The sequence below is a fragment of the Sphingomonas sp. genome (assembly GCF_036677245.1).
Taxonomy (GTDB): domain Bacteria; phylum Pseudomonadota; class Alphaproteobacteria; order Sphingomonadales; family Sphingomonadaceae; genus Allosphingosinicella.
In genome coordinates, this window is sequence record NZ_JAKFCG010000048.1 from 12,702 (window position 1) to 35,435 (window position 22,734).

25 protein-coding genes are annotated in these 22,734 nt (G+C 67.8%); 19 read left to right on the forward strand and 6 right to left on the reverse strand.

What is annotated here, in order from left to right; translation table 11 throughout:
* Positions 1-206 precede the first annotated feature (206 nt).
* Genes gpmA through V6M48_RS05095 form a run of 3 tightly spaced genes read right to left on the reverse strand, consistent with a single transcriptional unit; the run spans position 207 to position 2,634 of the window.
* On the reverse strand, positions 207-893 hold the full coding sequence (gpmA, locus tag V6M48_RS05085) for a 2,3-diphosphoglycerate-dependent phosphoglycerate mutase (RefSeq protein WP_332811443.1): 687 nt from the start codon (positions 891-893) through the stop codon (positions 207-209).
* Complete coding sequence (locus tag V6M48_RS05090) at positions 893-2,038, reverse strand: M14 family metallopeptidase (RefSeq protein WP_332811444.1); 1,146 nt, start codon at positions 2,036-2,038, stop codon at positions 893-895. The genes gpmA and V6M48_RS05090 overlap by 1 nt, the downstream gene beginning before the upstream one ends.
* Positions 2,035-2,634, reverse strand: a complete 600-nt coding sequence (locus tag V6M48_RS05095; RefSeq protein ID WP_332811445.1) for a DUF4136 domain-containing protein — start codon at positions 2,632-2,634, stop codon at positions 2,035-2,037. Before V6M48_RS05095 ends, V6M48_RS05090 begins: the two co-directional genes overlap by 4 nt.
* Before the next feature lie 95 nt (positions 2,635-2,729).
* On the opposite strand from V6M48_RS05095, the gene galE reads away from it, so the two are divergent.
* The 6 genes from galE (at position 2,730) to V6M48_RS05125 (ending at position 8,612) form a co-directional block, all read left to right on the forward strand.
* Positions 2,730-3,761, forward strand: a complete 1,032-nt coding sequence (gene galE / locus V6M48_RS05100; RefSeq protein WP_332811446.1) for a UDP-glucose 4-epimerase GalE — start codon at positions 2,730-2,732, stop codon at positions 3,759-3,761.
* A 347-nt stretch (positions 3,762-4,108) separates the two neighbouring features.
* Positions 4,109-5,815, forward strand: a complete 1,707-nt coding sequence (locus tag V6M48_RS05105; protein WP_332811447.1) for a M28 family metallopeptidase — start codon at positions 4,109-4,111, stop codon at positions 5,813-5,815.
* A gap of 110 nt (positions 5,816-5,925) precedes the next feature.
* Positions 5,926-6,051: a type B 50S ribosomal protein L36 gene (gene ykgO / locus V6M48_RS05110; RefSeq protein ID WP_006833921.1), complete on the forward strand. Its 126-nt coding sequence runs from the start codon at positions 5,926-5,928 to the stop codon at positions 6,049-6,051.
* A 10-nt stretch (positions 6,052-6,061) separates the two neighbouring features.
* Positions 6,062-6,673, forward strand: a complete 612-nt coding sequence (locus V6M48_RS05115) for an HAD family hydrolase (protein WP_332811448.1) — start codon at positions 6,062-6,064, stop codon at positions 6,671-6,673.
* Positions 6,674-6,978: 305 nt separating this feature from the next.
* Positions 6,979-7,719 (forward strand): histidine phosphatase family protein, encoded by a 741-nt coding sequence (locus tag V6M48_RS05120; protein WP_332811449.1) that lies wholly within the window; start codon positions 6,979-6,981, stop codon positions 7,717-7,719.
* Entirely contained in the window at positions 7,716-8,612 is an 897-nt protein-coding gene (locus V6M48_RS05125) for an NAD(P)H-hydrate dehydratase (RefSeq protein WP_332811450.1), read from the forward strand. The genes V6M48_RS05120 and V6M48_RS05125 overlap by 4 nt, the downstream gene beginning before the upstream one ends.
* Positions 8,613-8,643: 31 nt before the next feature.
* Here V6M48_RS05125 and pyk read toward each other — a convergent pair whose 3' ends face one another.
* Positions 8,644-10,116 (reverse strand): pyruvate kinase, encoded by a 1,473-nt coding sequence (gene pyk, locus V6M48_RS05130; RefSeq protein WP_332811451.1) that lies wholly within the window; start codon positions 10,114-10,116, stop codon positions 8,644-8,646.
* 214 nt (positions 10,117-10,330) lie between these two features.
* On the opposite strand from pyk, the gene V6M48_RS05135 reads away from it, so the two are divergent.
* The 11 genes from V6M48_RS05135 to pal all read left to right on the forward strand — a co-directional run bounded on the left by V6M48_RS05135 (position 10,331) and on the right by pal (position 18,159).
* Entirely contained in the window at positions 10,331-10,573 is a 243-nt protein-coding gene (locus tag V6M48_RS05135; protein WP_332811452.1) for a DUF2312 domain-containing protein, read from the forward strand.
* A 134-nt stretch (positions 10,574-10,707) separates the two neighbouring features.
* The gene (locus tag V6M48_RS05140; RefSeq protein ID WP_332811453.1) at positions 10,708-11,451 is read left to right on the forward strand and encodes a YebC/PmpR family DNA-binding transcriptional regulator; all 744 of its coding nucleotides are present in this window, start codon (positions 10,708-10,710) and stop codon (positions 11,449-11,451) included.
* On the forward strand, positions 11,448-11,960 hold the full coding sequence (gene ruvC, locus V6M48_RS05145) for a crossover junction endodeoxyribonuclease RuvC (RefSeq protein ID WP_332811488.1): 513 nt from the start codon (positions 11,448-11,450) through the stop codon (positions 11,958-11,960). Before V6M48_RS05140 ends, ruvC begins: the two co-directional genes overlap by 4 nt.
* On the forward strand, positions 11,957-12,556 hold the full coding sequence (ruvA, locus tag V6M48_RS05150; protein ID WP_332811454.1) for a Holliday junction branch migration protein RuvA: 600 nt from the start codon (positions 11,957-11,959) through the stop codon (positions 12,554-12,556). The genes ruvC and ruvA overlap by 4 nt, the downstream gene beginning before the upstream one ends.
* 160 nt (positions 12,557-12,716) lie before the next feature.
* Complete coding sequence (gene ruvB / locus V6M48_RS05155; protein ID WP_332811455.1) at positions 12,717-13,745, forward strand: Holliday junction branch migration DNA helicase RuvB; 1,029 nt, start codon at positions 12,717-12,719, stop codon at positions 13,743-13,745.
* A 101-nt stretch (positions 13,746-13,846) separates the two neighbouring features.
* On the forward strand, positions 13,847-14,305 hold the full coding sequence (ybgC, locus tag V6M48_RS05160; RefSeq protein ID WP_332811456.1) for a tol-pal system-associated acyl-CoA thioesterase: 459 nt from the start codon (positions 13,847-13,849) through the stop codon (positions 14,303-14,305).
* A 4-nt stretch (positions 14,306-14,309) separates the two neighbouring features.
* Positions 14,310-14,990, forward strand: coding sequence for a protein TolQ (gene tolQ, locus V6M48_RS05165; protein WP_443019048.1), 681 nt, complete (start codon positions 14,310-14,312; stop codon positions 14,988-14,990).
* Positions 14,991-15,431, forward strand: a complete 441-nt coding sequence (gene tolR, locus V6M48_RS05170) for a protein TolR (RefSeq protein WP_332811457.1) — start codon at positions 14,991-14,993, stop codon at positions 15,429-15,431.
* The gene (locus V6M48_RS05175) at positions 15,428-16,234 is read left to right on the forward strand and encodes a cell envelope biogenesis protein TolA (protein ID WP_332811458.1); all 807 of its coding nucleotides are present in this window, start codon (positions 15,428-15,430) and stop codon (positions 16,232-16,234) included. The genes tolR and V6M48_RS05175 overlap by 4 nt, the downstream gene beginning before the upstream one ends.
* A complete protein-coding gene (tolB, locus tag V6M48_RS05180; RefSeq protein WP_332811459.1) occupies positions 16,231-17,601 on the forward strand; it encodes a Tol-Pal system beta propeller repeat protein TolB in 1,371 nt (456 codons plus the stop codon). Before V6M48_RS05175 ends, tolB begins: the two co-directional genes overlap by 4 nt.
* 39 nt (positions 17,602-17,640) lie before the next feature.
* A complete protein-coding gene (gene pal / locus V6M48_RS05185) occupies positions 17,641-18,159 on the forward strand; it encodes a peptidoglycan-associated lipoprotein Pal (RefSeq protein WP_332811460.1) in 519 nt (172 codons plus the stop codon).
* Positions 18,160-18,293: 134 nt separating this feature from the next.
* On the opposite strand, the gene V6M48_RS05190 is transcribed toward pal, so the two are convergent.
* Complete coding sequence (locus V6M48_RS05190) at positions 18,294-19,229, reverse strand: isoaspartyl peptidase/L-asparaginase family protein (RefSeq protein ID WP_332811490.1); 936 nt, start codon at positions 19,227-19,229, stop codon at positions 18,294-18,296.
* Positions 19,230-19,400: 171 nt separating this feature from the next.
* On the opposite strand from V6M48_RS05190, the gene ispG reads away from it, so the two are divergent.
* Positions 19,401-20,528: a flavodoxin-dependent (E)-4-hydroxy-3-methylbut-2-enyl-diphosphate synthase gene (gene ispG / locus V6M48_RS05195; RefSeq protein WP_332811461.1), complete on the forward strand. Its 1,128-nt coding sequence runs from the start codon at positions 19,401-19,403 to the stop codon at positions 20,526-20,528.
* 7 nt (positions 20,529-20,535) lie between these two features.
* Positions 20,536-21,174, forward strand: a complete 639-nt coding sequence (locus tag V6M48_RS05200) for a cation transporter (protein WP_332811462.1) — start codon at positions 20,536-20,538, stop codon at positions 21,172-21,174.
* Positions 21,175-21,219: 45 nt separating this feature from the next.
* Here the strand turns inward: V6M48_RS05200 and V6M48_RS05205 are convergent, their stop codons facing one another.
* Entirely contained in the window at positions 21,220-22,617 is a 1,398-nt protein-coding gene (locus V6M48_RS05205; RefSeq protein WP_332811463.1) for a dihydrolipoyl dehydrogenase family protein, read from the reverse strand.
* Positions 22,618-22,734 lie beyond the last annotated feature (117 nt).

Here is a 22,734-nt window from a genome sequence, read left to right on the forward strand (position 1 = left end):
TGCCGACGGTTCGTCCCCCGGACGAACCTGGAAGCGGCAAACTGGGGTGGGTAGGAGGTGGTTCATCGCGCGGTGCTTCTGGGCAAATGCTCGCTACGCTCGTGCCCACCCCTCAATCCCCTCCCGCTTGCGAGAGGGGAGGTGGCGAGGCGCGCCGCGGTCACCCCGCCCGCTTCGAAGTACCACGCTCAGCGTGTGACTCTCCTCTACCGGTCCTTCAGATAGTAACGGTCGAGCGCGTTGAGCTGGTCGTCGAGCTCGTAGACGATCGGCTGGCCGGTCGGGATCTCGAGGCTCGCGATCTCCTCGTCCTTGATCCCGGAGAGATGCTTGACCAGGGCGCGCAGCGAATTGCCGTGCGCCGAGATCAGCACCCGCTCGCCGCTCTTGAGCGCCGGCGCGATGTTTTGCTCCCAATAAGGCAGCACCCGCGCGATCGTGTCCTTGAGGCTTTCGGTGCGCGGCACGTCGACGCCGGCGTAGCGGCGGTCGTTGGCGAGATCGAACGGGCTGCCCGGCTCGATCAACGGCGGCGGCACGTCGAACGAGCGGCGCCAGATATGGACCTGCTCCTCGCCCGCCTTGGCGATCATCTCGGCCTTGTTGAGCCCGGTCAGCCCGCCATAGTGGCGCTCGTTGAGCCGCCAGTGCTTCTCGACCGGCAGCCACAGCCGTCCCATCGCCTCGAGCGCGATGTTGAGCGTCTTGATCGCCCGCGTCTGGAAGCTGGTGAAGCACAGATCGAAATCATGGCCGCGCGCGCCGAGTAGCTCGCCGGCGAGGCGCGCTTCCTCCTCGCCCTGCTCGGTGAGGTCGACATCCCACCATCCGGTGAAGCGATTCTCCAGATTCCACGCCGACTGGCCATGACGGATGAGAACGAGAGTGGGCATCAGCGGCGTTTCTCCAAAGCTTTGATTGCCAAATCTTCGATAATTGCATGCAGCGCATCGAGGCAGCTGCGCGCGAGCAGCCGGCTGCGGTCGGGGGACCAGCCCTGCTCGGGATCGGGCAGATCGTCATTGTCCTTGAACGGCATCTCGAGGGTCATCGAGACCGCGCCGAAGCGTTCGGCGACCTGGGCGGTGGACATCGACAGGTTCGCCTTGCCGGGCTTGACGACCTCATAGCCCCGCTTGGTCTGGAAGTCCGGCGAGCGCTTGACCAGCTCGTTGCTGAAGCGCCGGTAAAGCGCGCCCTGCTCCTCGGTCCATGAGGGGATGCCCTCGAAGCCGGCGAGGAAATTGGCGGGGATCGCCTCGTCGCCATGGACGTCGATCGCGAAGTCGACCCCGGTCCGGTCCATCTCGTCGCGCACATAGAGCACCTCGGGGCTGCGCTCGGGCTTGGGATCGTGCCATTCGCGGTTGAGGTTCACGCCGGCCGCGTTGGTGCGCAGATGCCCGCGCCGCGACCCGTCGGGGTTCATGTTGGGGACGATGTGGAAGCTCGCTTTGTCGAGGAGCTGGCGCGACACCGGATCGGCTTCGTCGAGCAATTTCTCGAGCGCGCCCTCGATCCAATATTCGGCCATCGTCTCGCCGGGATGCTGGCGCGCATAGAGCCAGACCTGGACCGGCCCCTCGCCGATCCGAAGATAATCGAGCTCCTGGCCGTCGAGCGTCTGGCCGAGCGAGCGGTGGCGCACGGCGGGATGCGCGGCGACCTCGGCGATCAGATCGTGGTGCCGCTCCATCGTATAAGGCGCGAAATAGGCGAACCAGACGCTGTTCAGCGCCGGAGTCACGCGGATCGTCAGCACGCCGTCGGCATAATCACTCTCGACCCGGCGCCACTCCTCGCGGTCGTAGGACATGCAGGCGCGGTAATTCTGCCAGCCGAGCGGGTAAGCGGCGTCGCCGCAATTGGTCAGGCGCAGCTCGACCGGCTTGCCCGCCGCGCCGGACAGCCGGAAGTAGAACCATTGGTGGAATTCGGACTGATTGTCCTTGACGATCTCAAGGTCGATCCGGGTGTCGGCGATATTGAGAAGACGAATGTTGCCGCCGTCGAAGGCGCTCGAAATGGAGAGGGTCATCGAACCCTGATAGTTCGACCCGACTCTCCGGGGAAGTCCCGAAACAGCGCCTCGGCAAGCCGTTCGACCGCGCCCGCGGGATCGGCCTCGGGGGTGCCTGCGCGGGCCTCGGTCACTGCACGCCCTTCCCAGAAAACGGTGCCGTCCGATCGGCGCTTGATGCGGACCGACAGCATCGTTCCGATCTGTTCGCGCGAGCCGCCGCCGCCGAGATTGAAGCCGACGCCCATGCCGACGCCGCTGCCGCCCCAGCCGCCGGTGCCGCCGCCGACGCCGACCGACACCGGCCCGCTCCGGTCGAGCATCTCGCGGCTGCCGCGCCGGACGTCGATCAGCGCGACCTGCTCGGACTGGCCGACGGTCTGGACCACGGACCAGCCGAGACGGGCGAGCTGGCGCTCGACCGCGGCGGAATAGGTGCGGAACTCAAGGCCGGTGGCCGCTGCGGGATCGACCGTCTCGATCGCGATCTGGCCGCGCGCGATCGGTTGGCCGAGATGGAAGCGGGTGACGTTGGCGCTCGGCTTGCCGGACGTGGTGCAGCCCGCGAGCGAGGCCAGGAGAAGCGCGCATCCGCCCGCAAAAAATGCTTTCATTCCAGTGCCTCATCGCTAAGTGCCGCTATCGTATAGCTACTGAAACGATCATGCGGCAAATTTGCTGCATCGGGAAGGGACGAGAGAGGATTTGAATGACGCAGGATGAGCCGAAGCCCGAAAAGCCTGCGGTGCCAAAGCCTGCGGTACTGGTGACCGGCGGCGCCGGCTATATCGGCAGCCATGCCGTCCTCGCCTTGCTCGATGCCGGCTGGCCGGTGGTGGTGCTCGACAATCTCAGCACCGGCTTCGACTGGGCGGTCCCCAAGGAGGCGGTGCTCGCGGTCGGCGACGTCGCCGACCAGGCGTTGGTGGCAAGGCTGATCGCCGAGCATGACATCAAGGCGATCATCCATTTTGCCGGCTCGATCATCGTGCCCGAATCGGTCGAGAATCCGCTCAAATATTATGAGAACAACACGGTGAAGAGCCGCGCGCTGATCGAAAGCGCGGTCAAGGGCGGCGTGCGCCATTTCATCTTCTCCTCGACCGCGGCGACCTACGGGATTCCGGAGCAGGTGCCGATCGCGGAAGATTCGCCGACCCAGCCGATCAACCCTTATGGCTGGTCGAAGCTGATGACCGAGCGGATGCTCGCCGACACCGCCTTCGCGCACCCGCTCAATTATTGCGCCTTGCGCTATTTCAACGTCGCCGGCGCCGATCCGCGCGGCCGCTCGGGGCAGTCGACCGCGGGCGCCACCCATTTGATCAAGGTCGCGGTCGAGGCGGCGACCGGCAAGCGCAGCCACGTCTCGGTGTTCGGCACCGATTACGACACGCCCGACGGCACCGGCATCCGCGACTATATCCATGTCAGCGATCTCGCCGCCGCGCACGTCGATGCGCTCGAGAAACTGATCGAGGACCCCGAGCAGAGCCACGTCATGAATTGCGGCTACAGCCGCGGCTTTTCGGTGCTCGAGGTGCTCGACAGCGTCGACCGGGTGACCAACATGACGATCGAGCGGCGGCTGGAGCCGCGCCGGCCGGGCGATCCCGACCGCCTCGTCGCCGACAATCGCAGGATCCTCGCGACCTTGCCGTGGCGCCCGAAGCGCGACCGGCTCGACGATATCGTTGCCGACGCGCTCGGCTGGGAACGCAAGCTCGCCGAACGGGCCTGAATCGAGCAGGCCTGAAGCTGATCGAGCGTGAAGGTTACCGTCCTGCGTCTTTGGGCAACGATGCGCTTGGCAACCCGGACGGAGTTCTGGCGGTCATCGATGCGGCCGCTAGCGGCGAAGGTCCCGCCCAAGCCCGTCATGCCAGCGCAGGCTGGCATCCAAGCGATTCTTGGGAAAGTCGCCGTCGTAGCCCGGGTTCGCCGCTGGCGGCTTATGCGAGCATCGCATGGACCCCAGCCTTCGCTGGGGTGACGGGGTGGGGGCAGGCCGCGGGCCCGTATAGGACGATCTTGCCGCCCCGCGGCGGGCGCCCTAACCAATGCCTTTCGATCTGTGGAGCAAGTTTGATGGTCCGTCTGTTCTCCTTGCTCCTGGCGCTGCCGTTGCTGTGCGCGAGCCCGGCGCTCGCCGCGCCCGCGCCCAAACCGGCGGCAAGTGCGACCGTTGCGAAGGATGCGGCGCCGGAGTTCAGCGCCGAGCGCTTCCGCGCGCATGTCGCCTTCCTCGCCGACGATCTGCTCGAAGGACGCGGCATCGGCTCGCGCGGCCATGCGATCGCGGCAGCCTATGTCGCCTCGCAATTCGAGAGCCTGGGCCTCAAGCCGGCGGGAGAGCAGGGCGGCTGGTATCAACAGGTCCCGCTGCGCACGAGCATGCTCGCCGCGCAAAAGCCGGTGATCAGCGTCTCCGGGCCGGGCGGGAACCGCGCCTTCGAGAACGGCACTGACGTGCTGATCGGCCCGAGCGCGTTCGAGAAAAGCCAGGATTTCGGCGGGCCTTTGGTGTTCGCCGGTTTTGGCATCGACGCGCCGGCCGCCGGCATCGACGATTATCGCGGGCTCGACGTGCGCGGCAAGATCATCGTCGTGCTCGCGGGATCGCCGAGCGGGGTCGCGAGCGAGACCGCGGCGCATTTCTCGGACCAGAAAGCGGTGATGGCGGCGCGGCGCGGCGCGATCGGCATGATCACGCTCACCACCGAGGAATCGGAGAAGGTCGCGCCCTGGGCGGTGCGGGTCGGCTATCTCGGCACGCCGCGGATGAGCTGGCTGGGCAAGAATGGCGCGCCGCTCAACGATGCCCCCGGGCTGCGCGCCACCGCCACGATCAATGGCGCCGCCGCCGAGATCCTGTTCGCCGGATCGGGCAAGACCTATGCCGCGCTGCGCGCCGAGGCGGCGCGGAACGGCCGGCCGGCCGGCTTCCCGCTGCGCACCCAGATGCGGATCAAAAGGGAGAGCGTCTGGACCGACGTCACCAGCCCGGCAGTGATCGCCGCGCTCCCCGGCAGCGACCCCAAGCTCAAGCACGAGGCCGTGATCCTGATGGGGCATCTCGACCATCTCGGAGTCAAAAGTGCACCCGCGAAGCCCGCGGCCGGCAACGCGGCCACCGGCAAGGAGGACCTCGTCTACAACGGCGCGCTCGACAATGCCGCCGGCATCGCGACGATGATCGAGGCCGCGCGCGCGTTCGTCGAGGCGGGCGAGCAGCCGCGCCGCACCGTGATGTTCATCGCCAACACCGCGGAGGAGAAGGGGCTGCTCGGCGCCGACTATTTCGCGCACCATCCGACCGTGCCGCTCGCCAATATCGCCGCGGTGGTCGATCTCGACATGCCGCTTTTGCTCTACGATTTCACCGACGTGATCGCGTTCGGCGCCGAACATTCGACCGTCGCCGACGCGGTCGGCAAGGCGGCGCGGTCGATGGGCATCGCGCTCTCGCCCGATCCGATGCCCGAGGAGAATATCTTCGTCCGCTCGGACCATTATATGTTCGTCAAGCAGGGCGTTCCGGCGATCCTGCTCGCGACCGGCTTCGCCAACGGCGGCGAGGCGAAATGGAAGCATTTCCTGGGCAACGTCTATCACAGCGTAGGCGACGATCTGACCCAGCCGATCGACTGGCAGGCGGGCGCGAAATATGCGCGCCTGAACTATCTGATCAGCCGCGACCTCGCCGACGCCGACGAACGGCCGCGCTGGTATCAGGGCGATTATTTCGGCGATCTTTATGCGCCGAACGCGCCCAAGGTGCCGCGGCCGCGCTGACCCGCCCGGTGGCGGCGGTCCACCGCGGTCGATGATTGACTTGGCGCGCGCCCGCCACTAGGGCAGCGCCTTCTTTTCCGCAGCAAAACAGTAGAACAGGCGTTTCGGCCATGAAGATCCGCAACTCGCTCAAATCCCTCAAGTCGCGTCACCGCGACTGCCGCGTGATCCGCCGCCGGGGCCGCACCTACGTCATCAACAAGACGAATCGCCGCTTCAAGGCGCGCCAGGGCTGAGGCTGCTCAGATGGCGGTGACGGCCGCCGTCTTCGACGTCGGCAACGTCCTCTACGGCTGGGATCCGGACTCGTTCCTGGTCAGGCAGATCGCCGACGACGAGGCGCGGCTGCGCTTCATCGAGGAAACCGACCTCTACGGCTGGCACGAGACGCTCGACGGCGGCCGGCCGTATGCCGAAGCGGCAGCCGAGCTGACCGAAAAATTCCCCGCTTATGCCGGTCTGATCTCGGCGTGGAGCGAGCGGTTCGGCGAGACGATCAGCGGCCCGGTCCCCGGCATGCATGCGATCGTCGACGAGCTCCACGCCAACGGCGTCCCGCTCTACGCGATCACCAATTTCTCCGCCGACTTCTGGCCGCCGTTCGCCACGCGCGAGCGTGACTTCTTCGCCCGCTTCACAGACATCGTCGTCTCGGGTGAGGTCAAGCTGCTCAAGCCCGATCCGGCGATCTACTTCCTCGCGCTGCGCCGCTTCGGCCTGCGCCCCGATGAGGCTTTGTTCGTCGACGACCGCGCGATCAACGTCGAAGGCGCGCGCGCGGTCGGCATGGCGGCGCACCTGTTCGTCGACGCCACCGACCTTCGCGTGCGGCTCGAGGCCGAGCGCCTGCTCCCCTAATTCCTCCCCCGGTTTTCCGGGGGAGGGGGACCGCGTAGCGGTGGAGGGGCGCCCTTCACGAAATTGCCCCTCCACCACCCTGTGGGTGGTCCCCCTCCCCTGCAAATGCAGGGGAGGAATTGTAGGCCCCCGTTCCTCCCCCGGTAGGGGGACCGCGTAGCGGTGGAGGGGCGCCCTTCACGAAATGCCCCTCCACCACCCTGCGGGTGGTCCCCCTCCCCTGCAAATGCAGGGGAGGAATGGATGATGAACTTTAACGCCGGTCGCGCTTTTCCGCTTTGATGCGGCAAAGATGGCCCCAGAGATTGTGGATCGTCCGGCACGGGCAGAGCGCCGGCAATGTCGCGCGAGACGCGGCGCATGCCGCCGGTCACAGCATCATCGACATCGACGTGCGCGACGTCGACGTGCCGCTCAGCGAACTCGGCGAGCGCCAGGCCGAGGCGCTCGGCCGCTGGTTCGCCGAGATGGACGAGGATCACAAGCCCGAGATCGTCCTCGCCTCTCCCTATATCCGCGCGCGGCAGACCGCGAAGCTGATCTGCGAGGCGGGCGGGATCGCCGGCGAGGCGACGACCCCGCTGGTCGACGAACGGCTGCGCGAGCGCGAGTTCGGCATCTTCGACCGTCTCACGACGCTCGGCATCCGCGAGAAATATCCGGAGCAGGCCGAGCATCGCATGCTGCTCGGCAAATTCTACCATCGCCCGCCGGGCGGCGAGAGCTGGGCCGACGTCATCCTGCGCCTGCGCAGCGCGCTCGACACGATCAGCCTCCACCATGCCGATCGGCGGGTGCTGATCGTCTGCCACCAGGTCGTCGTGCTGTGCCTGCGCTACATCCTCGAAGAGATGGACGAGGCGCAGGTGCTTGCGATCGACAAGGAGGGCGACGTCGTGAACTGCGGCCTGTGCGAATATGAATTCGAGCCCGACGACGCCAAGCTCTGCGTCCCCAAGCTCGTCCGCTACAATTTCGCGGCGCCGCTGATCGAGGAGGCGACGCCGGTCACCTCCGAGCCCGACGCGATGGTGGCCGCACGGTGAACGATGCCTCTCTACGCGATCCTGGGCTGCTCGATTCCGAACTGCTGCGCCAATTCCCGCTCCCCGAGCCGCCCGAGGATGCCGACAAGGATGAGCGCGGGCTCGCCTTGTTCATCGCCGGCAGCCGCGAATTGTCGGGCGCGGCTTTGCTCGCGGGCATCGGCGCGCTGAGGGCAGGGGCCGGCAAGCTGCGCATCGCGACGTCCGACAGCATCGCGCTCGGGCTCGGCATCGCCATACCCGAAGCGCGGGTGATCGCCTTCGCCGAAGGCGAGGAAGGCTGTATCGATGCCAGCGAGATCGCCGCTCTGGTCGAGGAGTGCGAAGGCGTCGATTCGCTGACCATCGGCCCGGGCATGCGGCACGGTCCGGCGCTTGCGACCTTGATCGAGACGGTGCTCGATCGCGGCGGAAGCCACAGGCTGGTGCTCGATGCGGCGGCGCTCGGCGTGCTGCCGCCGCTCGCCGAGAAAATGCGCGGCTCGCGGGTGGGCGCGATCCTGCTGCCGCACGCCGGCGAGATGGCGCGGCTGCTCGAGTGCGAGCGCGACTCGGTCACCGCCGATCCGCTCGCCGCCGCGCGCGAGGCGGCGGCCCGCTATGGCGCGGTCGCGCTGGTCAAGGGCTCTTGGAGCTTCATCGCCGCGCCCGACGGACGCAGCTTCCGCTTCCGCGGCGGGGGCGTCGGCCTGGCGACCTCGGGCTCGGGCGACACCTTGGCCGGCATCGTGGGGGGCCTCGCCGCCCGCGGCGCCGATCCGCTGACCGCGACCTTGTGGGGGGTCTATCTGCACGGCGAGGCGGGACGGATGCTGACCGCGCAGGTCGGCAAGGTCGGCTTCCTCGCCCGCGAAATCCTCGATCTCGTGCCGGGGCTGATGGAGCGGGGCTAACCTAAAAACGATCGTGCGGGGGAGGAATTAGTCACCGCTCGCCCCGCCCGGAGCCGTAGCGGTCGAGCTCGTCGCCGACGAGGCGGACGATGTGGATGACGTTGGTCGAACCAGGCGTGCCGAACGGGACGCCCGCCATGATGATGATCCGGTCGCCGCCCTTGGCGACGCCGTGGCGCAGCGCCATGCGCTTGGCCTTGGCGACCATTTCCTCGAAGCTGGTGACGTCGCGCGTGCGCACCGCATGCGCGCCCCACAGCAGCCCCAGCCGCCGCGCCGTCTTGGGCGAGGGGGTCAGCACCAGGATCGGCGCCGCCGGCCGCTCGCGCGCGACCCGCCGCGCGGTCGATCCCGAGGTGGTGTAGCAGACGATCGCCGCCGCGCTGACCGTGCCGATCATCGTGTTCGCCGCCTGCGCGATCGCGTCGGCGGTCGTCGGATCGGGCAGGGTCTCGGTGAAATGGACCCGCGCGCCGTGGCTCGGATCGGCCTCCACCCGCGTCGCGATGCGGTTCATCATCTCGACCGCTTCGCGCGGCCATTGCCCCGAGGCGGTTTCGGCCGAGAGCATCACCGCGTCGGCGGCATCGTAGACGGCGGTGGCGACGTCCGACACTTCGGCGCGGGTCGGCGTCGGCGCGACGATCATCGATTCGAGCATCTGCGTCGCGACCACCACCGGCCGGCCCAGCCGGCGCGCGCTCTCGACGATCCTCTTCTGGAGCGGCGGCACCGATTCGGGCGGGAGCTCGACGCCGAGATCGCCGCGCGCGACCATCACCGCATCGGCGAGCTCGAGGATGGCGTCGAGCCGGTCGATCGCGGCCGGCTTCTCGATCTTGGCGAGCAAGGCGGCACGCCCCGCGATCAGCCGCCGCGCCTCGGCGACGTCCTCGGGCCGCTGGACGAAGCTGAGCGCGATCCAATCGACCTGATGCTCGAGCGCGAAGGCGAGATCGGCACGGTCCTTGGCGGTCAGCGCAGCGAGCGGCAGCACCACGTCGGGCACGTTCAGACCCTTGTTGTTCGAGATCGTGCCGCCGACCTCGACCTTGGTCTTGATCCGATCGGGGGCGACGCTGGCGACTCTCAGCACGATCTTGCCGTCGTCGACCAGCAGCCGCATGCCCGGCTCGACCGCGTCGAACACTTCGCGATGCGGCAGATTGACGCGGCTCGAATCGCCTGGGCTCGGGTCGTGATCGAGCACGAAGTTCTGGCCCTTCCGGAGTGACGCCTTGTCGCCGGCGAAGCGGCCGACCCGCAGCTTGGGCCCCTGAAGGTCGGCCAGGATCGTGGTCGGCCGGTCGAGCTCCTTCTCGAGCCCGCGGATGATCTCGATCAGCTTGAGGTGCTCGGCATGGGTGCCGTGGCTCATGTTGATGCGGAACGCGTCCGCGCCCGCCTCGGCGAGGCTGCGGATCATGTCGTGGGTGTTGCTGGCCGGCCCGAGCGTGGCGAGGATTCGCACCTTTCGGCTGCGGGGCACGAACTGGCTGGGCATGGCATCCCCTTGCTGCGTGCTGGCGGCATAGCCGCTCCTGACGGCAGCGCAAGCGCCTGGGTCCGGCATCCACATCCGACTTGCGCGTCTGGAGCCGATTAAAGGTTCAACTCGACCCGATCAGGCTCTAGAGCCACCGGCCTGGCGATTCAGGTGCGCACGGGGCGGGCCGGTCCGAATCGACACTCATCTACTGGCATCTAATGGAGCGAATATGGCGGAAGGAAATGTCGCGGCCGACGAGCTGCGATTGCTGATCGAGCGCATCGAGCGGCTAGAGGAAGAGAAGAAGGCGATCTCGGACGACGTCAAGGACGTCTACGGGGAAGCCAAGTCGCGCGGCTACGACACCAAGACGATCCGCGCGATCGTCCGCCTGCGCAAAATGGAGAACCACGTCCGCGAGGAGGCCGAGGCCTTGCTCGAGACCTATAAGGCGGCGCTGGGGCTGGCCTGAGCTTGCGAAACGGGGGTTGGGGGCGGCACGTTGGCGTCGGGAGCATCCGTTCCAGCGCTTCGCCATCCCCCTCCCCGTGCCGGGGATGAACTGCTAGACACGGCGCACGACAATCAGCGAGGGTGCGAGCGGCAATGGCCGGCCATAGTAAATTCAAGAACATCATGTACCGCAAGGGCGCGCAGGATAAGAAGCGCTCGGCGATGTTTTCCAAGCTCAGCCGCGAGATCACCGTCGCGGCGCGTTCGGGCACGCCCGATCCGGACATGAACCCGCGGCTTCGCGCCGCCGTGCTCGCGGCCCGCGCCCAATCGATGCCCAAGGACAATATCGAGCGCGCGATCAACAAGGCGGCCGCGGCTGGCGGCGAGGATTATGAGGAATTGCGCTACGAGGGCTTCGGCCCAGGCGGCGTTTCGCTGATCGTCGAGGCGCTCACCGACAACCGCAACCGCACCGCCACCAACGTCCGCACGATCTTCTCGAAGAACGGCGGCAATCTCGGCGCCTCGGGCTCGGTCAGCCACGGCTTCGAGCGGCTCGGGCTGATCACCTACCCGGCATCGGCAGGCAACGCCGACACGATCTTCGAGGCGGCGATCGAGGCCGGCGCCGAGGACGTCCAGTCGAGCGACGACGGCCATGAGATATGGACGGCGCTCGACAGCCTCCACGAAGTCGCGCGCGCGCTCGAGAAGAGCCTCGGCGCGCCCGAAAGCGCCAAGCTCGCGTGGCGCCCGCAGACCCCGGTCGAGGTCGGCGAGGTCGACGCCGGCTCGCTGCTGAAGCTGATCGACGCGCTCGACGACGACGATGACGTGCAGACCGTGTGGGGCAATTACGAAGTGCCCGAGCAGGTCATGGAGAAGCTCGGCTGATCCTGATCGGCCTCGACCCCGGGCTTGGCTGCACCGGCTGGGGGGTGATCGCCGCCGAGGGGAACCGGCTGAGCCACGTCGCCAACGGCCAGATCAGGACCGACGCCAAGCAGAGCCTTCCCGCGCGGCTGGTCGCCTTGCACGATGCGCTTGCCGCGGTGCTCGCCGAACATTGTCCGGCCGCGGCCGCGGTCGAGGAGGTGTTCGTCAATTCCAACCCGCAGTCGACATTGAAGCTCGGCCAGGCGCGCGGGGTGGTGCTGCTTGCCGCGGCGCTGCGCGGGATCGAGGTCGGCGAATATGCCGCCCGGCTGGTCAAGAAGGCCGTGGTCGGGACCGGCGGCGCGGAAAAGGTCCAGGTCCATGCGATGATCGGGCGGCTGCTGCCGGGCGTGAAGATCGCCGGCGCCGACGCCGCCGATGCGCTCGCGGTCGCGATCACCCACGCCCATCACCTCGCCAGCCGCAGCGCGGTCAGGGATCGCTTGCTCAAGGAGCAGGCGGCGTGATCGCCAAGCTGCGCGGCATCCTCGACAGCTTCGCCGCCGATCATGCGGTGATCGACGTCGGCGGCATCGGCTATCTCGTCGCGGCCTCGACGCGGACGATCTCGGCGCTCGGCGCGATCGGCAACGAGGTCATGATCCACACCGAAATGCTCGTCTCGGACGATGCGATCCGGCTGGTCGGCTTCGCGAGCGCCGAGGAGCGCGACTGGTTCCGATTGCTCAATTCGGTGCAGGGCGTCGGATCGCGGGTCGCGCTGGCGATTCTGTCGGCGCTGACCTCGGACGAGCTGCACCGCGCGGTGATGAGCGGCGACAAGGCGATGGTCGCGCGCGCCCAGGGCGTCGGCCCCAAGCTCGCGATGCGCATCGTCAACGAGCTCAAGGACCGGGCAGGGGGCGTCATCCTCGGCAGCGGCGGCGGCACGGCGGCGCCGATCGCCGGCAGCCATGGCGCAGACGCCGTCTCGGCCTTGCTCAATCTCGGCTTCAGGCCGAGCGAAGCGTCGGGCGCGGTCGCGCAGGCCGAAGCCGAGCTCGGCGCCGAGGCGAGCCTTGACGCACTGGTGCGCTCGGCGCTGAAGAAGGTGGCGCGGTGATGCGTGGGGGTTGCCGAATAATTTCCCCTCCCGCTTGCGGGAGGGGAGTTTGCCGACGGTTCGTTCCCCGAACGAACCTGGAAGCGGCAAACTGGGGTGGGCCCACCCCTAGCCCCTCCCGCAAGCGGGAGGGGGACAAGACCGCGGGAGGGGAAGTCATATGACCGACCCTGACCGCATCCTGTCCGGCGACCGCCGTCCCGAGGACCTCGACGCCGCGCTGCGGCCCAAGACGCTCGACGAGTTCATCGGCCAGAAGACCACCCGCGAGAATCTGCGCGTGTTCATCGAGGCGGCGAAGGCGCGCGGCGATGCGCTCGACCATGTCCTGTTCTTCGGGCCGCCGGGGCTCGGCAAGACCACGCTCGCGCAGATCATCGCGCGCGAGCTCGGGGTCGGCTTTCGCGCCACCTCGGGGCCGGTGATCGCTAAATCGGGCGACCTCGCCGCATTGCTGACCAACCTCGAGGACGGCGACGTCCTGTTCATCGACGAGATCCACCGGCTCAATCCAGCGGTCGAGGAGGTGCTTTATCCGGCGATGGAGGATCGCGCGCTCGACCTGATGATCGGCGAGGGGCCGTCGGCGCGGTCGGTGCGGATCGACCTCCCCAAATTCACTTTGGTCGGCGCGACCACCCGCCAGGGGCTGATCACGACCCCGCTGCGCGACCGCTTCGGCATTCCGGTCCGGCTGATCTTCTACACGGTCGACGAGCTCGAGCAGGTCGTGCGCCGCGCCGCGCGGCTGCTCGGCCTCGAGCTGACCGACGATGGCGCGCGCGAGATCGCGCGGCGCTCGCGCGGCACGCCGCGCATCGCCGGGCGGCTGCTGCGCCGGGTGCGCGACTTCGCCCATGCCGAGAATGACGCTTCAGTCGACGCCCGGGTCGCCGATCGCGCCTTGGTGCGGATGGAGGTCGATGCGATCGGCCTCGATGCGATGGACCGCCGCTATCTGACGATGATCGCGGACATCTACAAAGGCGGGCCGGTCGGCGTCGAGACGCTCGCCGCCGGCCTTTCCGAGCCGCGCGACACGATCGAGGAGGTGATCGAGCCCTATCTGATCCAGCTCGGCCTCGTCGCGCGCACCGCGCGCGGCCGCATCCTCAACGGCCGCGGCTGGACCCACCTCGGCCTGCCTCCGCCGCGGGAGGCGCAGGACGGGCTGTTCGGCGACAAATAGGCGCCTGGTGGCCTCGCCCGGCGGCACCTGCCGCCCCATATATGGCGCGGCTCGCCATTTGGCGCTTCCCACCCGAATCGGCCCCGCTTATCAGCCTGCGCGTGGGGAATGCTGATCTTGACCGGCCCTATGAGGGCGCCTTCGTCGGCGGCATCCACCACTTCGCGCTGCGAGTTTATTTCGAGGACACCGATGCGGCCGGGATCGTCTATTACGCCAATTATCTGCGCTTCATCGAGCGGGCGCGCTCGGACATGCTGCGCGTGCTCGGCATCGACCAGCGCGCCGCGTTCGAGCAGGGCGAGGGCGTCTATGCGGTCGCCGAGCTGTCGATCAAATATCGCGCGCCGGCGCGGCTCGACGACACGTTGCTTATCCTGAGCGAGTTGGGCGAGATAAGGGCTGCGGCGCTGGTCATTCATCAACGAGTCATGCGCGGAGATCAAATCCTCGCCGACGCCTCTGTGACCGCCGCGTTGCTCACGCGCGACGGCCGGCCCAAGCGCCAGCCGCGCGGCTGGGTCGAAGCCTATCAACGGATGAAAGCGAAAGGTGATTGATTTGGTGAGCGGCGAAACCAATAGCATATCCCCGCTCGCGCTGTTCGTGCAGGCCGACATCATCGTCAAAGCGGTCATGATCGGCCTCATTCTGGCGAGCGTGCTGACCTGGGCGATCATCATCAGCCATCATTTCAGGATCAAGCGGCTGGCGCGCGAGAACGAAAGGTTCGAGCGGGCTTGCTCGAAGGCCGAGGACGTCGACCGCTTCTATGATGCGCGCGGGCGCGAGGACATTCCGAGCGCGCGCGTATTCGCCGCAGGCGTCGCCGAGTGGCGGCGCTCGACCGGCGGCCCCAAGATCGACAAGGAAGGCACGCGCCTGCGCCTGTCGACCGCGATGCATTCGGCGATCGGAGCGGAAATCGACAAGATCGCCGACCGGCTCAACATCCTCGCCACGGTCGGCTCGGTGGCGCCGTTCGTCGGCCTGTTCGGCACCGTCTGGGGCATCATGCGCAGCTTCAGCGATATCGCCGGCGCCAACAACACCAGCCTGGCGGTGGTCGCGCCGGGCATCGCCGAGGCTTTGTTCGCGACCGCGCTCGGGCTGTTCGCCGCCATCCCGGCGGTGATCGCCTACAACCGCATGGCGCACAGCATCAATCGGATGGAAGCGAAGCTGACCCGCTTCGCCGAAGGCTTCCACGCGACGTTGAGCCGCGAGCTGGAGCGGGAGGCCTAGATGGCGATCGGCCCGATGCACAGCGGCGGCCGCCGCGCGCGGCGGGCCCCGATGGCCGAGATCAACGTCACGCCGTTCGTCGACGTGATGCTGGTGCTGCTGATCATCTTCATGATCACCGCGCCTTTGCTGGTGGCGGGCGTCCCGGTCGACCTCCCCGACAGCAAGGCGGGCGCGCTCGACCAGCAGAAGGAGCCGCTGTCGATCTCGATCGACAATGGCGGCGCGATCTTCGTCGGCGAGCAGCTCGTCGAGGAAGCCGAGCTGCCGGCGATCTTCGCCGCGCGCCGCGCCGCGGCAGGCGGCGAGGCGCCGCCGGTGTTCCTGCGCGCCGACCGTACCCTTGATTATGGCCGGGTGATGCGGGTGATGGGCGAGCTCAACCGCGCCGGGCTCAACAAGGTTTCGCTGGTCACCACCAGCGCCGAGGATGCGCCGTGACGATCGACCGCGCCGAACGCACCGGTTTCGGGGTGGCGGCCGCGGGCCACCTGCTGCTGTTCGGAATATTGTCGGCCGGCTGGTTCGCATCGCCGCCGCCGCTGCAATTGAAGCGCCAGCCGGTCGAGGTCGAGCTGGTCGACGAGACCGGGCTCGAAAGCGGCGCACCGCAAATCTCCGCCGAGGCGCCGGCCGCCAAGCTTGCCGAAGTGGAAGGGCCGATCGAGCCCGCGCCGCCGGTGCCCGTGCCCGAACCCCAGCCAGTGCCGGTGCCCGCGCCGCCCAAGGCTGTGCCGGCCCCGGCCCCGCTGCCCAAGCCGGCCAAGCAGCCGGCGCCCAAGGCCGCGCCCGCTCCGGCCAAGGCGGCCGCCAAGCCGGCGCCCAAGAAGGCGGCCGCGGCGCGCGGCCGGCTCGATGGCCTGCTCGAAGGCATCAGCGACAAGCCGTCGGACAGCCGCTCGACCGCGCCGCGCGCGAGCGCCGCGACGCCGGCCGTCCAGGCGTCGCTGCGCGGCGCGGTGCTGCGCCAGCTCAAGCCGCATTGGAAAGCGCCGACCGGGGCCGACGCCGAATTGCTGCGCACCGAGCTCAGCATCACCCTCGCCCGCGACGGCACCGTCACCGACATCGAGGTGCTCGGCCAGACCGGCATCACCGCGAGCAATCGCGCCCAGGCGAAGCTCCACCAGGAGCAAGCGATCAAGGCGGTCAGGCTGGCATCGCCATTCGAGCTTCCCGCCGCTTATTATGACACATGGAAGATCCTGAGCCCGATCGGGTTCGACAAGAGGCTTTCTCAATGAAACAGCTCGGTGCAATGAAACAGTTCGGCGCACTCAAACGGCGGCTGCTCGCGCTCGCGATCGGCCTGATCGCCTCCACGCTCGCCGTCGTCGAGCCGGCGCAGGCCCAGCTCAGCGTCGACGTAACCGACGAGAGCGGCAACGACATGGTGATCGCCGTCCCGGGCCTCGCGACACCGGAGAGCGTCAGCACCGCGGCGGGAAGCACCGATGCGCTCGGCCGCCAGATCGGCGAGGTGATCGCCGCCGACCTTCGCGGCAGCGGGCTGTTCAAGCCATTGGGGCCGTCGGTGGTGCGCGCCATCGTCTATCCCGAGGTGACGGCGCCGGCGTTCGATTATTGGCCCGGAACCGGCGCGGTCGCGCTCGTCCAGGGCTTCGTGCGCGACAATCGCGACGGCCGGCTGATGGTCGGCTGCTACCTCTATGATGTGGCGCTCCGGCAGGAACTGACCCGCCAGGGCTTCCTGATCGCGCCGGGCGAGTGGCGCCGCGCGGCGCACAAATGCGCCGATGCCATCTATGCACGCCTCACCGGCGAAAGCCCGTTCTTCGACAGCCGGATCGCCTATATCGCCGAATCGGGCCCCAAGAACCGCCGCATCAAGCGGCTCGCGATCATGGATTCGGACGGCGCCAACCATCGCTTCCTGACCAACGGCCAGTCGGTCGTGCTGACGCCGCGCTTCTCGCCCGACTATAAGCAGATCGTCTATTTGAGCTATGTCGAGCGGCGGCCGCGCATCTACGTCTACGACATCGGCACCGGCCGCCAGCGGGTGGTGACCGAAAGCGCCAACCCGACCTTCGCGCCACGCATCTCGCCCGACGGACGCTTCATCCTCTATTCGATGGCGGTGAACGGCAACACCGACATCTACCGGGTCCCGGTCGGCGGCGGCGCGTCGACGCGGCTGACCAACTCGCCGGGGATCGACATCGGCGGCAGCTATTCGCCCGACGGCTCGCGGATCATCTTCGAAAGCGACCGTTCGGGCAGCCAGCAGCTCTATGTGATGAACAGCGACGGCTCGAACCAGCGCAGGATCAGCTTCGGCGGCGGCCGCTATGCGACTCCCGAATGGAGCCCGCGCGGCGATCTCATCGCCTTCACCAAGATCGCCGGCAACTTCCGCGTCGGGGTGATGACGCCCGACGGCGGCGGCGAGCGGCTGCTGACCAACAGCTGGCAGGACGAGGCGCCGAGCTGGTCGCCCAACGGCCGGGTCATCCAGTTCTTCCGCACCAGCCAGGGGCGCGGCGGCAAGTCGAGCGTCTGGCAGGTCGATCTCACCGGCACCAACGAGCGCCGCATCCCCACCCCGCTCGATGGATCGGATCCGGCGTGGGGGCCGTTGCTCCCGTAAATCTGGCGTTCGAGGACCAATGACGCACCGAAGGAGAAGATGATGAACGCACGCCTGAAGCTCGCCGCGCTCGCGGCCGCGGCCGCACTTGCGATGGCCGGCTGCGCCCGCAAGCCTCCGCCCCAACTGCCGCCTGCGCCGATGACCGAACAGGAGCAGGCGCCGGTCGATCAAGGCGTCGAGAATGCCATCATCCCGGGCTCCCGCGCCGATTTCCTGCGCAGCGTGCCGGCGGACCGCATCCTGTTCGACACCGACATGTACGACGTCGATGATCGCGACCGCGCCGTGCTGGACGCGCAGGCGCAATGGCTGCAGCGCTACCCCAATGTCCGCGTCACGATCGAAGGCCATGCCGACGAGCGCGGCACCCGCGAATATAATCTCGCGCTCGGCGACCGCCGCGCCAATGCCGCGAAGAATTACCTTCAGAGCCGCGGCATCGCCGCGTCGCGGATGACGGTGATCAGCTGGGGCAAGGAACGGCCGGAGGCGCTCGGCTCCGACGAAAGCGCCTGGGCGCAGAACCGGCGGGCGGTGACGGTCATCCCGCAATAACCCTGTTATTCCTCCCCTGCATTTGCAGGGGAGGGGGACCACCCGCAGGGTGGTGGAGGGGCAGTTCGTGAAGGGCGCCCCTCCACCGCTGCGCGGTCCCCCTCCCCCGGAAAACCGGGGGAGGAACAGGGAAGTCATTCATCCCCGAAAATCGCGACCTTCCTGCCTTGGGCGCTGGCCGTGCCGCGGTACATGCCGGGGGTGTTGAACGCGTCGACCGTCTCGCCCGCCGGTGTGACCACGATCACCCCGCCGCTGCCGCCGAGCGCGCCGACGTCGGCGATCACCGCGTCGGCGGCGGCCTGGGCGCTTTCGCCCTTGAGCTGGATGCGCGCGCAGATCGAATGCGCGACCGCGGCGCGGATGAAATATTCGCCGGCGCCGGTCGCCGACACCGCGCAGGCGCGGTCGTCGGCGTAGGTGCCGGCGCCGATCACCGGCGTGTCGCCGATCCGGCTCCAGCGCTTGCCGGTGAGGCCGCCGGTCGAGGTCGCGGCGGCGACGTGGCCGTGGCTGTCGAGCGCGACCGCGCCGATCGTGCCATATTTGACCTCGGTGTCGAACGCCGAATGCTCGCGCGCCTTGAGCTCGTCGAGCTGGCGCTGCCGCTCCGGTGTCGAGAAATAGTCGGGCGGGACCTGCTCGAGGCCCTGCTCGCGCGAGAATTGGTCGGCCCCGGCGCCGCCGAGGAAGACATGGTCGCCCTGCGCCATCACCGCGCGGGCAAGGCTGATCGGGTTTTTGGTCCGGGTCACGCCGGCGACCGCTCCGGCGGCGCGGTCGCGGCCGTCCATGATCGCGGCGTCGAGCTCGTGCCCGCCGTCGTAGGTGAAGACCGAGCCGCGCCCGGCGTTGAAATTGGGATCGTCCTCGAGCGCCTTGGCGGCGGCCTCGACCGCATCGACCGCGCTGCCGCCGCTCGCCAGCAGCCTCGCGCCCGCTTCGAGCGCGCGATCGAGCCCGGCACGCAGCTCCTTCTCCTTGTCGGGCTTCATCTGCGCGCGCTCGATGATCCCGGCGCCGCCGTGGATCACCAGTTTCCAATCCTGCGCCGCCGTGGCTGTGCTCATCATCATCACTCCCAAGATCATCAGCCCCAAAGTGATCAGCCAACGCATTGCGTCTCTCCCGTCTCCCGCTCAGCATTAATTAAGCTGCTGTCGCCCATCACCGCAAAGGGCGGGGAAAGGCCGTTTTTCCCCGTGCCTTGGCCTCTCCACCGCAAAAGACTATATTGAACTATGTCCATTCGCCCCTGGCGCGACATCGCGCGCCGCCCCTCACGCCAGATCATGGTCGGCAACGTGCCGGTCGGCGGCGATGCGCCCGTCACCGTCCAGACGATGACCAACACGATCACCGCCGATGCCAGGGCGACGATCGACCAGATCCGGCGCTGCGAGGAGGCCGGCGCGGACATCATCCGAGTCTCCTGCCCCGACGCCGCCTCGACCGCCGCGCTGAAGGAGATCGTGCGCGCGGCGAAGGTGCCGATCGTCGCCGACATCCATTTCCACTACAAGCGCGCGCTCGAGGCGGCCGACGCCGGCGCGGCCTGCCTGCGCATCAACCCCGGCAACATCGGCTCGAGCGAGCGGGTGGCCGAGGTCGTGCGCGCCGCCAAGGCCAACGGCTGCGCGATCCGCATCGGCGTCAACGCCGGCAGCCTCGAGCGCGACCTGCTCGAGAAATATGGCGAGCCGTGCCCGGAGGCGCTCGTCGAGAGCGCGCTCGACCATATCCGACTGCTCGAGGAGCATGATTTCCGCGACTATAAGGTCGCGGTGAAGGCGAGCGACGTGTTCCTCGCGGTCGCCGCCTACCAGCAGCTCGCCGAAGCGGTCGATTGCCCGCTTCACCTCGGCATCACCGAGGCGGGCGGCCTGATCGGCGGCACGGTCAAATCGGCGATCGGCATCGGCTCCTTGCTGTGGTTCGGGATCGGCGACACGATCCGCGTCTCGCTCTCGGCCGAGCCCGAGGAGGAGGTCCGCGTCGGCTTCGAGATATTGAAGGCGATGGGGATCCGCCATCGTGGCGTCCGCGTCGTTTCCTGTCCGAGCTGCGCGCGCCAGGGCTTCGACGTGATCCGCACCGTCCAGGCGCTCGAGGAGCGGCTCGCGCACATCTCGACGCCGCTGTCGCTGTCGGTGCTCGGCTGCGTCGTCAACGGCCCCGGCGAGGCTCGCGAGACCGACATCGGCATCACCGGCGGCGGCAACGGCACCCACATGGTCTATCTCTCGGGCGTGACCGACCACCATATCCAGGACGCCGACATGATCGACCACATCGTGCGGCTGGTCGAAGCCAAAGCCGCCGAGATCGAGGCAGCGGCGCTCGCGCCGCTTTCGGACGCAGCGGAATGAGCGGCCGATGAGCGGCTGCTGCGGGCATGGCGGCGATGGCATCGCGATCGCGATGCGGCGCGAGGAGACCCGCCGGGTCCTGCTGATCGTCCTTGCCGTCAACGCCGCGATGTTCTTCGTCGAGTTCGGCGCCGGCGTGATCGCCCAATCGGCGGCGCTGATGGCCGATTCGATGGACATGCTCGGCGACGCTTTGGTCTATATCGTCAGCCTCTACGCGCTCGATCGGAGCGCACGGTGGCGCGCCGGCACCGCCTTGTTCAAGGGCGGCTTCATCCTGCTGCTCGGCCTCGGCGTGGTCGCGCAGATCGCGCACAAGGTCGTCAACGGCGTGCCGCCGTCCTCGACGCTGATGGTGATCTTCGGCGCGCTTGCGCTGGCCGCCAATCTGTTCTGCCTCAAGCTGCTGTGGCGCTTCCGCGCCGACAATGTGAACCTGTCGAGCACGGTCGAATGCTCGCGCAACGACGTGATCGCCAATGTGGGCGTGATTGCCGCCGCCGGCGGGGTCGCCTTGTTCCAGTCGCCCTGGCCCGACATTGCCGTCGCGGCCGTGATCGCCTTCCTCTTCCTCCGCTCGGCGATCCGCGTCATCGCCGAGGCCTGGCCGCAATATCGCCGCGCTGAGATCGATCCGGCCGAATAAAGGACTTTTCCTGCGCCGGCCTCCCTCACGCCAGCCGCTATGGACCTATTCCGCGCTGTTTAGCCGGTAGGTGAGTTTCGCCGCGGCCTGCCAAAGAGCTCCCGCGTAGGTCGGGAACGACAGGGGAAAATGGGCGAGCTGATCGATTCGCATTTCCGCTGCGATCGCCACCGCCGCGATCTGGACGATGTCCACGGCCCTGTCGCCGACGACGCTGCAGCCCAGAATCTGGCGTGAAGATCGATCGGCGATGACTTTGCAAAAGCCGAAGGTGCGGCCGTCGATTATCGGGCGTGTCACCGAGTCGAAAGATACCGAGACGCTGATCGCATCCGCGCTCTGCCGCGCCTTTTCTTCCGTCGGCCCGACGCGAGCATATTCGGGGTCGGTGAAGCTGCCGGCGGGGACGAGCTGACGAGCGGTCGCAGGGCCTGCAATTCCGAGCGCAGCCGATGCCGCGATGTACCCCTGCTGGATGGCCTGCGGAACCAGCATCGCAACGCCAGTGACGTCGCCGGCCGCATATATGTTCGTGGCGGACGTGCGCCCCTGCTCGTCGACACTTATATAGCCACGCGCATCTGTTTCTATTCCCGCGGCGGAAAGCGCCAAGGCCTCAGCATCGACGCGCCAGCCTACGGCACACACCGCCAGTTCCGCCTCGCTCATGTGCTGGCCATCGGCATCGGAAAAATACATCCGGGTAACGGCACCATCCCGCTCGAAGCGTTCGACTGAGCCGAATCCTTCGTGGATCACGATGCCCCTGTTGCGGAAACCCTCTGCCACGGCCGCCGCGACGTCCTCGTCTTCGCCCGGCAGCAAGCGAGAACCAGCTTCGAACAGGGTCACGCGCGTCCCGAATGCCGCAAAAATGGAGGCAAGCTGCAGCCCGGTCGCCCCGCCACCCAGAACCAGCATTGTTCGAGGAACGGATTTGAGTGCCCAGGCGTCGCTGTGGGTCGCGACATGCTCGAAGCCCGGAATTGCGAGCGTCCGCGTCTGCCCGCCCGTGCAGACAATGATCTTGTCGGCTTCGAATTGCTGCCCCGATGGACTTTCAACGTTTCGCTCGTCGATGAAGCGACAGCGCCCCGCGGCCTCATGGATCGTCGCGCCTGCCTGGTCGAGCTGCCCCCGCAAGGTCGAATGGCGCCGAACCTGTTTCACGACTTCAGCGACGCGGACGAGCAGCACCGAATAGTCGAGCTTCGGCTCGCTTGTCTGGATGCCGTAATCTTGCAGTTGACCCACATCCCGCATCAGCCGCGCGGCGTGCGCGAGAGTTCGGACGGGTACTGGGCCGTCGTTGGCGGACATGCCTCCGAAGTCGTTGCTCGTCACCAAGGTTGTTCGGGCGCCCAGGTCGGCCGCGCGCAAAGCTGCAATCGCCCCTGCGGGGCCGCCGCCGAGGACCAATACATCGCTTGCCTCAGTCGCCACGGCGACCCTCCAGCGGCAATTCTGGGTCCCAGCAAACCAAGTTCCGGCTTGAAACCATATGCCCGCTCTCCATCGAGAAGGTGGTTGCCTTTACGATCGGGAAAGCAGCTTCCGATC